Below are 14,595 nucleotides of genomic sequence, written 5' to 3'. Positions count from 1 at the left end.
AGGTGTAATCATTCATGTTGTTATGGCTTGTTTTTTTACCTGTTATAGGTGGATTTATTAGTTGGTTATGCCATGTATTTTTATTGCGGATTGTAAGATCCTCTCGAATGGTATCGCGTTGGTATCAATTACCGATGATTATTGCTTTCATAACTATTTTTATAACTTTATTGTTATCATTTAGTTTATGGCAAGAGGGGATAACGGTTTTACAACAAGGCAATAATTGGAAAAAAGAAGTTAATATTGAGTGGATTCCTTTGCTTAATATTCACTTTCATCTAGTCTTAGATGGCTTATCATTAGTTTTAATTACCTCAACTCTATTTATTGTGTTACTAACGATTGGTTATTCAAGCAAAGAAAGCCCTAATAATTTTGGTTTATTTTATTTATGCATTTTATTTATGACATCTGCCATTATGATGTTATTTGTCATAACCGATCTATTTTTAATGTTCTTTTTTTGGGAAGCAGTGGCAATCCCGATCTATTTCCTAATTTCTTTATGGGGAAGGCGAGACTCAAATTCTCAACTACGTTTTAATGGAGCAAGTAAATTTTTAATTTATACACAAATTAGTAGTTTACTGATGTTAATTTCAATTGTCTCATTAGCTTTAATTAATTGGACTTTATCTGGTCATTGGACATTTGATTACCAAGAACTAACCAAAACACCTATTTCAAGTTACACTGAATTTATGTTAATGTTAGGTTTTTTAGCTGCCTTTATTATACGTATTCCGTTTGTACCTTTTCATAGCTGGTTTATTGATGCGCACATTGAATCATCAACTACAGGTTCAATGATGATAAGCGGATTATTACTCACAACCTCGACATTCGGTTTGTTACGTATTGTTATTCCGCTCTTTCCTAATGCTTCAATTATGATTATGCCGTTAATTATGATAATGGCATTACTCACGGTTATCTACTCAGCATTACTGACGTTTATTCAAACCGACATTAAAAAATTAATTGCTTATGTACATATCGCTTTGATGGGATTTGTAACTGCAATTATCTATAGTGGTTCTGTTATTGCTTATCAAGGCATTGTAATACAAATGATTGCTATTAATTTAGTTATCGTTGGCATGTTCATGATTAGTGGCTTGTTAGTAGAATGTTATTCAACACGCAACATTAATCAATTTACGGGGCTTAAGCAACAAGTACGTTATATCTCTTCTTTTACCTTATTTTTTATGTTAGCAATTTTAGGTATTCCGGGCACAGCTAATTTTGTTGGAAATTATATGATGTTGCTTGGTAGTTATTCATCGTTTTCATCTTATACAATTTTGCTTGTTGTTGGTCTATTACTATTGTCTATTTCTTTTATTATTCGGATGCAACCTATATTTTATGGCATTGTTGAAAAAAGCTGTGTAACAAAACATCAACTTGGTAAAAGAGATCTTTTGCTACTTGCTAGTGTATTTATTGTACTTGTCTTTATTGGCTTATATCCGCAAATAGTTTTAGATATGTCTTATTCTGTGGTGAATCAAACACAGCAAAATATAACTGCAGAACGAGTAGGAGAGTAATAACTTATGATAGCATTATCGCCTATATTTGTAATAAGCTTGACTATCATTGTTTTGCTTATCTTATTAGCTTTCTTAAAAATAAATACAAAAATATGCGCCTTGACAACCATATGTGGTTTAGGATGTGCGTTAGCTTGTGCCGTCATCATTGGATACAATATTTCATCTAGCACCCAAATGATTACTAATATTAGTAATGATAATATGCAAATGTCAGACAATTCTGATGCATCGATTCAAGACGCTGTGCCTTCAAACGAGGAAACTATTGCCGTAGATGCTGTTCCAACTGAAACTGTTGTTTCGCCTAATGAAAATAGTGTTAATACACAAATTGATACCAATACCGAAGGTAATAATAGTGAAATTAATACTAATTCAGAAACCAATACAAATACTGGACCTAGTACTAACATTAATAGCGAAACTAATACTAATTCAGGGACCAACACTAATACTGAAACTAGTACTAATACTAATGGAGAAACTAATACTAATTCAGGGACTGACGCTAATACTGAATCTAGTACTAACACTAATGGAGAAACTGGTACTAATAATGTAACGAACGCTAATACCGAAGCGAGTACTCCTGCTGAAAGTAATGCTAATACTGATGCGACGGCTACGACGGTTGATAGCAATAAAAGTGATATCAATCCAAAAATAGATTCTTCTGTAGAATATTGGAAAGCTCGTCAGATCACTGCGCTTTTTACCTGTGATGGTTATGGATTGTTATATACTAGCTTAATTTTAATTATTGCCATTACCGTATCTTGTTTGGCTTATCGTTGGTTTGTACAAGAGCATTTACCTCATGGTCTTTTTTACGTCATTCTATTGTTCATGACCTTAGGTGGTATAACGCTTGTGTATGCTAGCCATTTAATTGCATTTTTTATTGGTATTGAATTGCTTTCAATACCTTTTGTCGGATTAATAGGATATCAATATATACAAACGCACTCTTTAGAAGCCGCCGTTAAATATATGATTTTATCGGCTGTGGCGAGTGCATTTTTATTAATGGGAATTGCTTTTTATTATGCATCAACAGGAGAGCTTACTTTTAGTGGTTTAAGTTATCAACTCTCAACGATGTCTTATCCAAGTAATTTATTACTAATGGGAGTTTGTTTAATACTCGTTGGCATAGGCTTTAAACTATCATTGGTTCCATTTCAGCTTTGGTTACCTGATGTTTATCAAGGCGCGCCTACTGTTGTGGCTTTACTATTATCAACTGTTGGTAAAGTTGCATTATTCTGTGCTATTGCAAGATTGTTTTTATTGGCACCGATTGTTAATAATGAAACTATTCGTATGATTTTGGTCATGATGGCCTTTTTGTCTATTTTATGGGGTAATTTAGTCGCGTTAATGCAAACTAGTTTGAAACGGTTGCTTGCTTACTCCTCAATTGCACATTTCGGTTATTTATTGATCGCTTTAATCTCTGTTCAATATCAAGTGCTTGCTTTAGAAACCATTGGCGTCTATTTAATCGGTTATATTTTGGCAAACATCTGTATTTTGGGTGTTATTAGTCTAGAGTCTCATTCAAACGAGCTACAAGATCATGAAAACGAAGTTGACCTCTCAGGTCTATTTTGGCGTAGACCAATATTAGCATTAACCATGGGAATTGGCTTATTATCATTAGCGGGGGTTCCGCTTACAGCAGGCTTTATAGGTCGTTTTTTACTGGTATTATTAGGCGTCACTGCGGAATTGTGGTGGTTGATAGCCGCTGTAGTAATAGGTAGTGCATTAGGACTCTATTTCTATGCACGTTTGATAATCAATCTTTATATCAGACCGACTTATCGCGATGATCAATTGCTAAACAATCCAGTAATTAAATTGAAATGGCAAGATATAAAAACAAGTGAACTTATTATTGGTTTATCTGCACTATTAATTTTAATTTGTGGCATTTATCCAAAATGGTTATTCAACTTGGTAAGCATGGCGCAATACTTAACAACCTAATAAATACGTTTCCGCCTTCATTATTATGTTGGCGGAATTATCATAGTATTATCCAATATAGAACGCTATTTTTTATACTTAAATGTATAGTGAACCTGAAACTTCTTGACAAGAAATAGTTAATAACAGATTTGTTTCTTGTGTTATAATTCTGACCTTTAATATTATATTTGAATCAAGAGGACCTGTATGGACTTTTTAATCTCTAATGCTTATGCTGCTGATGGCGCTACAGTTGAAAATAATCCTTATTTCTTACCTATCATGCTAGTTGTATTTGGTTTGTTTTTCTATTTTATGATTATGCGCCCACAACAAAAACGTGCTAAAGCTCATCGTGACTTAATGGCTGCTATTTCTAAAGGTGATGAAGTATTAACTAATGGTGGACTTATTGGTCGAGTAGCAAAAGTTAACGAAAATGGTTATATTGCGTTAGAATTAAATGATTCAACTCAAGTTGTGATCAAACGTGACTTTATCACATCTGTTTTACCAAAAGGGACAATGAAATCACTATAATAGTGTGTTTCCTATTATAGTTCATTGTGTTAATTACCTAATCCCACAAGAGAATACGTCGTGTTAAATCGCTATCCTTTGTGGAAGTACATTATGTTGGTCGTCGTGATTTGCGTCGGCCTTCTTTACGCACTTCCAAATATTTATGGTGAAGATCCTGCTATACAGATTTCTGGTTCAAATACTTCTGACATTGATATTACCACGCAAGATAAAATCAGAAAAATTCTGGCAGATAACCACATTGAAACCAAATCATTTGTTTTTGAAAATAAATCTATCTTAATCCGTGTTGGTGATAATGATACTCAGCTAAAAGCTAAAGAGTTGATTTCCAAAGAGCTAGGTGACGCTTATATTGTTGCTTTGAATTTGGCCCCAGCAACACCAAAATGGCTTACTGTATTAGGTGCAGAGCCGATGAAACTCGGTTTAGACTTACGAGGTGGTGTTCATTTCTTAATGGAAGTTGATATGACCACTGCATTAAGTAAACTCACAGAACAATCCATTGAAAATTTAAGATTTGAATTTAATAATAGTAAATTAAAATATAAAGCTCTTAATAAAGACGGTAACCAACAAATTGTCATGCAATTTGATAATACCGAAGATCGTAACAAAGCTATTACTAAGATCAATGGTATTCCAGATTTTAAACTTATCTCTCAAACTGAAAACAGTATTACCTTAAGCGTTAGTGAACAACGATTACAACAAGCTAAAAATGATGCAGTTCAACAAAATACGACCATTTTACGTAATCGGGTAAATCAATTAGGTGTAGCTGAACCAATTGTCCAACGCCAGGGTGCAGATCGAATTGTCGTCGAATTACCTGGTATTCAAGATACAGCATTAGCTAAAAGTATTTTAGGTGCAACTGCTACCCTTGAATTTAGACAAGTAAATGAAGAAAACACGGCTAATTTACCAGCCATGCTTGCAGGTGAAATGCGTGTACCTTACGGATCTGAAATCAAATATATGGAAAATGGGCGTCCTGTTTTACTCTATAAACGCATCGTTTTAACGGGTGATCATATTACCGACTCGTCGTTTAGAGTTAATGAATATGGTCAACCAGAAGTTTCCATTACGCTTGATAGTTCAGGCGGTAAGGCAATGTTAAACTTCACTCAAAAAAATATTCATAAAGCAATGGCTACATTATTTGTTGAATATAAAGATACCGGCAAACGTGATGAAAATGATAAACCGATTCTTGAAAAACAAGAACGTGTTATTAACGTTGCGACAATTCAAGGTATTTTTAGTGAACGATTCCAAGTAACGGGTATAAGCAGCGTTGATCAAGCTAGAAACTTATCCCTACTATTAAGAGCGGGGGCATTAATTGCACCAATTCAAATTATTGAAGAACGTACAGTTGGACCATCAATGGGACAAGAGAACATTACACAAGGTTTAGAATCTTGTGTATGGGGCTTATTAGTTTCTGTCATCTTTATGTTAATCATGTATCGTTTGTTTGGTGTATTTGCGAGCCTTGCATTAATCGCTAATCTTATTTTAATTGTCGGAATCATGTCTCTATTGCCTGGAGCAACATTAAGTATGCCTGGTATTGCAGGAATAGTGTTAACGGTCGGTATGGCGGTTGATGCCAATGTTCTGATTAATGAGCGAATAAAAGAAGAGCTTAGTAATGGTCGTGGTGTTCAACATGCAATAAATGAAGGATATGCAGGCGCTTGGAGTAGTATTTTTGATGCTAACCTAACTACATTAATTACTGCGGTTATCCTTTATGCCGTCGGCACAGGATCAATCAAAGGTTTTGCTATAACATTGGGTATAGGTATCATTACATCAATGTTTACATCGATTGTAGGTACTCGTGCATTAGCCAATCTTATTTATGGCGGTCGCCGTGTTAATAAGTTATCAATTTAGAGGTTTATTGTGATTGTTAATAAAAATGAAAATCATGATGTAAGAGAATTGAATCATGGCCGCAGAGTCCTCGACTTTTTAAAATTTGGCTTTGTTGCTTTTGTTATCTCAATGTTATTGGTAGTGGCATCGTTTGTTATTATCTTTGTCAAAGGTTTTAATCTTGGACAAGATTTTACAGGCGGTACGACTGTTGAAATAACCGTAACCAAAGACGTTAATCTTGATGATCTACGTAATAGTTTGCGTAATGAGGGTTATCATGAACCGATTGTGCAGTACTATGGTAGCAGTAAAGATATTATCATTCGATTACCTTCCGCTAAACAAGAGGACGGTGGTATATCATCAGTAATTGATAATGAATTGGGTGCAAAAATTTCTAATTTAGTACATAAAGAAATTGATGAAGATGCACAAATTAAACGAATTGAATTTGTTGGACCAACGGTTGGTGCAGAACTTGCTCAAGATGGTATTTTGGCAATTTGTGCAGCATTAGTTTGTATTCTGATTTATATTGCATTTCGTTTTGAATGGCGATTTGGTACTGGTGCGGTAGTTGCATTAGCACATGATGTTGTAATAACTGCTGGGTATTTATCACTGTTTGAACGTGAATTAGATCTAACAATTATTGCGGCGATGCTATCAATAATAGGTTATTCACTTAATGATACGATTGTGGTATTCGATCGAATTCGTGAAAACTTTAGAAAAATACGTCGAGCATCACCTTACGATGTTATTAACATCTCTTTAACTCAGACATTGCATCGAACCTTAATGACATCAGGTACAACGCTTGCTGTGGTTGTTATCCTTTATATTTTTGGTGGTTCTATGTTGAAAGGCTTCTCAGAAACATTAGGCGTTGGTATCGTACTTGGTACGATTTCATCGATTTATGTGGCTGCGTACATGTCACTTAAACTAGGTGTTAAACGTGAGCACTTTATGCCTCCAAAAGTAGAGGCTGAAGGCGCCGATCAACCTTCAATATTACCTTAAACCCATATTCTGCCACATTTATTGTGGCAGAAATTTTTTGATTAATTATCAGACAAATAACATCAAATAGATTGACACTTAATCTTTAGTTGCATATCATTACCCGCAGTTTCTACCTTTCTATTGGGGCCATAGCTCAGCTGGGAGAGCGCAACGCTGGCAGCGTTGAGGTCAGGGGTTCGATCCCCCTTGGCTCCACCAATTCACTATTCAGTAACATTCTTTTAAATCCTTTAAAACCCAACAAACACAAGGCTTGAAGTCTATTTTATTATTCATTAAGCTCCAGTAAGATACATTTACAACCAGAATTTTTAGGTATATGTTGAGTCATACCGACAGTATTCCTTTAAAAAAATATATCATCCTATAAATATTGGTTGTACTTAGATTAAATATAAAATTAAATTAGCGATGCATAAACTGAAAAATTAACACGTAGTGTATTTAACAAACAAAATTTTTCAGCCAATCTTATTAAAATTATGTTATTCGACAAAAAAACTAATAATGTTAGTAATTTTATAATTGAGTTACTTATTTGAAGTAACGGTGTAGTATATTTGTTGCTGTTATTATTATATTGAACAAGCCAAAAATTATATTGTGGATAAAGTAAATGAGCTTTGTTTCCTGAAATCAATTTAATTGAAGATCATGGACTCATTAAACTTTAGTAATAAAGTTTTAGAGATAACATACCATCATTATCGCTACAATATTAATAACTATCTAAAGGTTAACTAACATGGAATATAACTCTACCCGATCACCTAAACAATGTTATGATATGAATGATATTCGTACTGAGATTGATAAAATTGATCATACTGTTATTAAACTATTTGCTACTCGTTTTGAGTATGTCAAAGCGGCCAGTAAATTTAAGAAAAATGCTAATGACGTACAAGCAAAAACCCGTTTTGACAGTATGCTTGAACAACGAAAGCTTTGGGCAAATGAGTTAGGACTAAATGGTGATGTGATTAAAGAGTTATATGCTAATTTGGTTCGTTATTTTATTGATGAAGAATTAAAACAATTTAATAATAAAGAAAAATAAGGATAGTTTCTGTATGGCTTATGCAAGTAAACAACAGTTATTGGATGAAATAAATAAAACCGCCAAGCTATTTATCAATGAATTTACTGATTTATCAGAATCTGAAAAAAATCTTTTAATTGATGGTGTTGATCGTACACCCGCCCAAATGATTGCTTATCAGTTAGGCTGGTTAAAATTAGTTAAATCTTGGGATGATGACGAACTAGCAGGAAAAACGCCCGAGTTACCTGCACCTGGGTATAAATGGAATCGTTTAGGCTGTTTATATCAAACATTCTATGATACCTATCAAGATCTTCCTCTATCAGAATTAATCCAATCATTTAACCAACAAATTACGATTTGGAACAATTGGATTGAGTCTTTAAATGATGATACCTTATTTATTAAAGATGTTCGTAATTGGACTAAACCTTATCCTGAATCTTGGACAGTCGCTCGTTTTATTCACATCAATTCTGTTGCGCCATTTAAATCGTTTAGATCGAAAATCAGAAAGTGGAAAAAACTCAACAATCCAGTTTAAAAGTAACTTAATATTAAATATAACTATATAACCTAATAGGATGAATATGGCTTTTTCAGAAACCGAACGCCAGCAATTATTAGAACTAAAATTTGTTGGCACTAAAATTATTGAAAGACTTGAAGAAATGCAACTTGATTCTTTCGATAAATTACGCAATGCTTCTTTGGATGAAATTCTTAACAAAGGCGCATTATTAACAGGCTCAACTTGTTGGAAAAATAGTCATCAAGCAAAAACTGCAATACTCAATATTTTGCATTTAGTACAAAAAAATAGCTAAAATATTTATAGTTACAAGATAAAATGAAAAAATAATCATTTTAGTTGAGAAGCTCTGATATGAAAAAAATGTTCTTATTACTGTTAGTGATGACAATTAGTATCGTTTGTCACGCCAAGGAGCCTTGTACCAATAAAACCTCTGTTAAAGATTATCAATTTGATATTAACAATCAACCTTATAAATTCACATCTTACTTTTGTGAAGATGAAGATCAAGATAGAGTTTTTCCATATCCCGCTATATTAGAAATACACGGCAAAAATTTTAATAAAACATTTAAAAATGTTATTGGAATGGCAGGTAAGATTGGTGTCATGTTTTCAAACTGGGATGATAAAAATACACCCGTATTCCATTATACTTTCAAATCACCAAAAAATGTTGAGGCTTATATTCCCATAATCATTGATGATAATAATGTAATGGTTGAATGTTCATACATGGATAAGACATTAACAACTGGAATAAAAGTTAAATATTCTTATTGTGGTGATTTGCAAATTGTTCAAGATGGCTTTGGAGAAGTTGAAGAGGGATTTGACAATTTACTTCCTGAGTTTTATTTAGAATTAATATATGATTTTTCAGATTTTACTGAGAATAAGAAGAGTCTGAAATACAAAAATTTTGATGTTTTTATCGGCAAAATCGATGATATCAGTTTTTACCGTCGCTATTCATCCATAAAAGATTATAAGTTGAATAAATATATGGTTGTTATAGCAAACAAAGAAAAAGAATACCAATTTAAACAACAAGATGAAATTTATCAACGTATGGGTAATCCTTTTATTCCAGAACGTTTTATTGGTCTGGATATTGTTGACTCTAAAGGGAATATAAAGTTTTATGATAAAAATGCCTTATCGGCATTATTAAACGAATCGCCAATAAAAAGAAACATCAAATCTTATATACAGAATGATAAAAAAACACAACTTTATAATCAACCCGATGATAACTCGGCAACAAATATTTACCTAGTCAAACACGATTTTGTTACAATTTTAGATGAGATTTTGAATGAATACCAAGACGATATTCTTTGGTACAAAATAAGTTATAAAAGTGAAGAACACGGTAACATAACTAAATGGATTAAAGGAAAACCGTTTATCTCTAATTTAGATTAGTTTGAATTTGAATATTTGGCATAAAACAAGTTATCACAGTAACAAGCACAGTAAAATAATTAAATGGATTAAAGAAAACTCATTTAACTTTAAGAGAAATGATTAACGAGAACACTTAATTAAATAAATCAGAATGTATATTGATTAACCAGCTAGAGTCAGCAATATAGCTAAATTACAATCCTTAATATTATTGTTATTTTGTCAAAAAGTTTGAGGAAATGGGTATGTTTCAGTATAAAACTAAAAAAATTGGTAGCGTTTTTAATTGATTATTTTAATTATTTAACAGGTGGTTATAATTAAATTGTTTTTTTCCTATATAGGGATAAACGTTTCCTATATACATAAAGTTAAATTTGTCTGCTAAGGATCAAATCAATTTTAGTTACCTTTACTGGTAAATAAATTTATTATTTAAAGGCGATACAGTAATACATATGATTTTTAATACTATTCTTTAATAAATTCATTAAATCTAAAAGTTGACCTATCTATTTTATGGATAGAATGTTTTTTTAAATCCTCACACTCATTAGTAATTAAACTTATCCCTCATTTTGATGAATTTAATGTGATCAAAAACACAATTTTACTATTATCGGTGAGTTTATACACAAAAAAGTTAATGCGGATAACCTGTTGAGAATGATAAGATAGCTTATAGCAAAAGGTTTTATAACTTTAGCTTTTTATACTATGATGTATTTACAAATTAAAAATTGTAGTTTTATATCATGTTCTTTACAAAAGAATATTTGTCAAATAATTAAATTGTTGTAAAGTAGGCAGTCTTTTTTTAGTAGTCAATGGATTAAGGATTTTTATGAAAACATGGCAGCGAGTTTTAGCTTGTTTTTTGGGTGGTTGTTTGATTGTTGGCGCATTTTGGTTTTTTACACAAACTTCATTAAGTGATGGTGATAATCAGATAGAAAAAGAAAAAAAAGCGCTCATTTCTGAGTTTAATTCAAATAAAGAAAATATTTTTTCACAAATTAATCAGCTAATCACTGAAGAAAAATATGATGAAGCGATTTCTTTAGCCAGTAAATATCAGGTTACAGAAGACGAAGCATTGTTAAAATTGAAAGATCAGGCTCAAGCAGAGTTAACAAAAGTTAACACCCAGAAACAAATTACAGATTTGTCAAATGAGCTTAATGCAACCCCTGAATCTGAATTACAGAAACGATTTGATTTATACAGTAAATTATTAGAACTCGTTCCTGATAATTCGGAATATAAAACTAAACACGCTGAGTTAAAGCCAATAGTAGAAAGACTACAAATGATAAGCTCTCAATTTATGGGTGAAAATGGTGCTCATCGTAAACTTGAAAAATTTATAAAATTTAAAATGAAAGATGTAAGCAATTATAAACATCTTGAAACTAAATATGTTGAAAATGACGATAATACGTTAACAATTACTACTACGTTTAATGGTAAAAAGGGTGATAGTGGTAAGATTACTAAAAATACTGTCACAGCGATTGTTGATTCAAATGGCAATCCAATTCGTATTGTAAGTTGGAAATAAAAGGAGCAATAGCTCCTTTTTTAAAGTTATTAAATATGTGGCAACACTGCATAATAATGCGATATTTCTTCACTTTCTGCTTGTTCACTTATTTTTTACTGCATTTCATCTCTAATTTAAATCAGTTAATTTTCCTGAAATTTAATAGTTAGTGTTTCGATCAGTTAGCATGAAAACCTAATGATTTTGAGTAAAAAGATGGACCATCTCCTTTTTCAAGTAAAACAATGATGGCTTGCGGTCTATGCAGTTGTTGCCTTTTTTTTTCTAAACTTATGTCATCAAGTTGTTTAATACTTTTTTTTATTCTTTTCCATTTGGATAGGCTGATTGAAACTCGGCTTTGTTCCCATGCATATTCGCTATTAACACTATAAGGGATTATTTCGTGTTCTTCATTATAATAAGCTAAATATAGATCGATATTATCTTTAGATAATCGGGTGGACAATTCAACATTCTTATCCCAATAGCTATCGGAGTCTCGTCTATAACCACTGTTAATATCTAATACACTCTGATTGGCAATAGAAGAGTGACTAAGCGATTTTCCTTTTTCCTTATAGTAAACTTCTGATAACCCTGACGGAGGCTCAATATCTTGAGCATAAACAGAATCAATCAATAAACGTGCCTCTTGAGGCATTTTGATATATTCTTGCTTAAGTAGGATTTTTTGAGTGAGCCATAAATAAGCGTGATTAGGGTATACATAACTGGTATTGCGAAAAGCAGGATTATCCAGCCAATCTTTTTGCGGTTCATCTTGCCAAGGTGGTGCAAACACAGTAAGAACAGGTGGGTCTCGCTCATCCTTTGATTGATTCTCTTTATTATCAGGTTTGATATTACCGTGTTTATCTCTTACATGCCGTTGTAAACGCCCAGCACGTTGTATCAATAGATCGATAGGGGCTATGTCACTTATCATTTCGTCAAAATCAAGATCTAAAGATTGTTCTATGACTTGGGTTGCAATGATCACTTTTGCTTGGCGAATTTCACTATTTGAGGATTTTCCTGCCCATGTTAAGGCTTTTTCTTCAATTTCCAGTCGATCACAAAAAGCAAATCGACTATGAAAAAGTAAAATATGATCAGCGTCTATATTCAAGGTATGTTGTCGTTGTAGCTGTAGTTGCTGATATAACTCAATAGCATCAGCTACACTATTTTTAATCCAGCAGATAATTTTACCTTGTTCTATTGATTGTTGAATTTTAGTTATACCGGTTTCAATGTCCTCAATCCATGCTATTTTAACCTGACGTTTTACTTCTTCCCGGGTATCTATTGGTTGTTCAGTCAGACCATGATAATTAAGTCTCGTTATAAGCGGAAACGGTAATGACTGATTTAAAGATAAGGTTTGTTGGTTATTTGTTAAACCTTTATTGAATGCATTAAGTAACTTTTCACGTAAAAACCCAGGTAATGTGGCAGTTAAGATAATGGCGCTACCGCCTTGTGAGGCGTGATAATTAAGTAATACTTCTAGCAGCGTTACCATGTAGCTGTCATAAGCATGAACCTCATCTAATATAAGTAATTTATGTCGCAGACCTAATAAACGCAATGATTGATGTTTAAATGGCATGATAGCCATTAAAACCTGATCCAGTGTACCTACGCCAACTTCTGCTAATAAGGCTTTTTTACGAGTATCAACAAACCATTCGTTACATTCAGCACTGACAGATTGTTCACCATTAGAATATTTTTGTTGGCTGATATGATCGTTCGTTAAAATGGATTGGGTAAAATTTGGATTCATATAGCTAGCGCCGTGAGTCAACACTAATGATGGATGACTACCTGTTTGATATAATTTTTCGTAGACATTTGCGGTGCGTTGATAAATGGCATTAGCTGTTGCCATAGTTGGTAGACCAATATAAATTCCTTGTACTTTTTGGGCTGACATTAATCGGCTTGCTAAAATCATTGATGCTTCGGTTTTTCCTGCACCCGTCACATCTTCCATAATAAACAATTCAGGGTGCTTATCAGATAATTGACAGGATAATGCGTACTCTTGTAGTGGTGTTGGCCTTTCAATAAAGGGAAAGAGATTTTTAATATTCTTAAATTGAGCAACAGAAGATAATTTGGGTAGAGTTGCTATGGCATTTTCAGCTTGAATGATTGCATGATTTTGCCAATATTCCGATAATGGCATCACTTGCCAATTAAATGAGAATAACTGCTCATTTGATCCTAACCAATCGCTGATAACCGTTAAACCAGCAATCAACCAACTTATTTGGTTCAGTTTTTCTTGATGTGTTTTATCGATAAAAAATTCTGGATAATGTTGTAATTTATTATCTTTAATAAAAAGCTGATTAATTGCTTGAATATAATCGGATGCACTTTCTTTATCTTGTTCATTAAATGCTAAAATGCCTTTTATATTTTTTAGTAGTTCAGGAGGCTTTCCATGATGCCCAGTCATGATTAATAACCAAATATTATATAAATTCTTAATTTTTATATCATATTTGTCTAGTTGAATTTCTGGCTTGAGTGATAAGGATTCACGCCATAACCACCAACCCAGTGAGTCATGTCTTGATAAATATTCTTTTGAGGGATCAGCGGCAACAAGTTGTGGGTTATTGTGCTTAAATAATTTTTGAAATCCATTAGCAAATTTACCAATATCATGCCAAGCTAAAAAATAGGCAAACCAAAGTGCGGCTTGTTCTTTGTCATTTGAAGAAAAACCTATTTTTTCAAATAATTCAAAAGAATTGAAATAATTGTGTTTGACTATCTGATAACCGCATGCCGCTACATCCAAATTGTGGTAAGCAAGCAAATGATAGGAAGAATTATCGGTATTTTGTCGACATTTTCCCCAATATTGATAAAAAGATTCCGCCATTATAATTATTATCCTTTTTTAATTGTCGATAGATTGATTCATATTTTTTATTGGATAACAGAACTAAAAATATAAAGAAAAACCAAATAACTTCATATAATTAATTTTATTATATGCCCTATCGTTTAGCTAAACAGATATTGTGCT

Annotated in this window: 11 protein-coding genes and 1 tRNA gene; 11 read left to right on the top strand and 1 reads right to left on the bottom strand. The window is 32.6% G+C overall.

What is annotated here, in order from left to right; translation table 11 throughout:
- Window positions 1-14: 14 nt before the first annotated feature.
- From H3S73_RS04180 to H3S73_RS04130, 11 genes are all read left to right on the top strand, one after another.
- Entirely contained in the window at window positions 15-1,559 is a 1,545-nt protein-coding gene (locus H3S73_RS04180; RefSeq protein WP_198228872.1) for a NuoM family protein, read from the top strand.
- A 6-nt stretch (window positions 1,560-1,565) separates the two neighbouring features.
- The gene (gene nuoN / locus H3S73_RS04175) at window positions 1,566-3,557 is read left to right on the top strand and encodes an NADH-quinone oxidoreductase subunit N (protein ID WP_198235659.1); all 1,992 of its coding nucleotides are present in this window, start codon (window positions 1,566-1,568) and stop codon (window positions 3,555-3,557) included.
- Between the two features lie 189 nt (window positions 3,558-3,746).
- Window positions 3,747-4,079 carry a preprotein translocase subunit YajC gene (gene yajC, locus H3S73_RS04170; RefSeq protein ID WP_065737824.1) on the top strand — a complete coding sequence of 111 codons (333 nt, stop codon included), beginning with the start codon at window positions 3,747-3,749 and terminating at the stop codon, window positions 4,077-4,079.
- 60 nt (window positions 4,080-4,139) lie between these two features.
- The gene (gene secD / locus H3S73_RS04165; protein ID WP_198228870.1) at window positions 4,140-5,996 is read left to right on the top strand and encodes a protein translocase subunit SecD; all 1,857 of its coding nucleotides are present in this window, start codon (window positions 4,140-4,142) and stop codon (window positions 5,994-5,996) included.
- A 12-nt stretch (window positions 5,997-6,008) separates the two neighbouring features.
- On the top strand, window positions 6,009-7,007 hold the full coding sequence (gene secF / locus H3S73_RS04160) for a protein translocase subunit SecF (protein ID WP_198228906.1): 999 nt from the start codon (window positions 6,009-6,011) through the stop codon (window positions 7,005-7,007).
- Between the two features lie 125 nt (window positions 7,008-7,132).
- Window positions 7,133-7,208, top strand: a tRNA-Ala gene (locus tag H3S73_RS04155).
- 547 nt (window positions 7,209-7,755) lie between these two features.
- Window positions 7,756-8,070 (top strand): chorismate mutase, encoded by a 315-nt coding sequence (locus H3S73_RS04150; RefSeq protein WP_198235658.1) that lies wholly within the window; start codon window positions 7,756-7,758, stop codon window positions 8,068-8,070.
- Between the two features lie 13 nt (window positions 8,071-8,083).
- Entirely contained in the window at window positions 8,084-8,599 is a 516-nt protein-coding gene (locus H3S73_RS04145) for a ClbS/DfsB family four-helix bundle protein (RefSeq protein ID WP_198235657.1), read from the top strand.
- Window positions 8,600-8,645: 46 nt separating this feature from the next.
- Window positions 8,646-8,882 carry a hypothetical protein gene (locus H3S73_RS04140; protein WP_198235656.1) on the top strand — a complete coding sequence of 79 codons (237 nt, stop codon included), beginning with the start codon at window positions 8,646-8,648 and terminating at the stop codon, window positions 8,880-8,882.
- 59 nt (window positions 8,883-8,941) lie between these two features.
- Window positions 8,942-10,018 (top strand): hypothetical protein, encoded by a 1,077-nt coding sequence (locus H3S73_RS04135; RefSeq protein ID WP_198235655.1) that lies wholly within the window; start codon window positions 8,942-8,944, stop codon window positions 10,016-10,018.
- A gap of 826 nt (window positions 10,019-10,844) precedes the next feature.
- Window positions 10,845-11,561 (top strand): hypothetical protein, encoded by a 717-nt coding sequence (locus H3S73_RS04130; protein ID WP_198235654.1) that lies wholly within the window; start codon window positions 10,845-10,847, stop codon window positions 11,559-11,561.
- Window positions 11,562-11,721: 160 nt separating this feature from the next.
- Here the strand turns inward: H3S73_RS04130 and cas3 are convergent, their stop codons facing one another.
- Window positions 11,722-14,448, bottom strand: coding sequence for a CRISPR-associated helicase Cas3' (gene cas3 / locus H3S73_RS04125; RefSeq protein ID WP_198235653.1), 2,727 nt, complete (start codon window positions 14,446-14,448; stop codon window positions 11,722-11,724).
- Window positions 14,449-14,595: the final 147 nt, after the last annotated feature.

The sequence above is a fragment of the Gilliamella sp. B14384G12 genome, assembly GCF_016101825.1.
GTDB lineage: Bacteria > Pseudomonadota > Gammaproteobacteria > Enterobacterales > Orbaceae > Gilliamella > Gilliamella apicola_N.
This window is presented reverse-complemented; position numbering and strand designations above follow the sequence as displayed.

Excerpts from the sequence above, each read along its gene's own strand:
- H3S73_RS04135 (WP_198235655.1), top strand. The coding sequence starts at position 8,942 with ATGAAAAAAATGTTCTTATTACTGTTAGTGATGACAATTAGTATCGTT.
- yajC (WP_065737824.1), top strand. The coding sequence starts at position 3,747 with ATGGACTTTTTAATCTCTAATGCTTATGCTGCTGATGGCGCTACAGTT.
- H3S73_RS04150 (WP_198235658.1), top strand. The coding sequence starts at position 7,756 with ATGGAATATAACTCTACCCGATCACCTAAACAATGTTATGATATGAAT.
- H3S73_RS04140 (WP_198235656.1), top strand. The coding sequence starts at position 8,646 with ATGGCTTTTTCAGAAACCGAACGCCAGCAATTATTAGAACTAAAATTT.
- H3S73_RS04145 (WP_198235657.1), top strand. The coding sequence starts at position 8,084 with ATGGCTTATGCAAGTAAACAACAGTTATTGGATGAAATAAATAAAACC.
- nuoN (WP_198235659.1), top strand. The coding sequence starts at position 1,566 with ATGATAGCATTATCGCCTATATTTGTAATAAGCTTGACTATCATTGTT.
- cas3 (WP_198235653.1), bottom strand. The coding sequence starts at position 14,448 with ATGGCGGAATCTTTTTATCAATATTGGGGAAAATGTCGACAAAATACC.
- H3S73_RS04130 (WP_198235654.1), top strand. The coding sequence starts at position 10,845 with ATGAAAACATGGCAGCGAGTTTTAGCTTGTTTTTTGGGTGGTTGTTTG.
- H3S73_RS04180 (WP_198228872.1), top strand. The coding sequence starts at position 15 with ATGTTGTTATGGCTTGTTTTTTTACCTGTTATAGGTGGATTTATTAGT.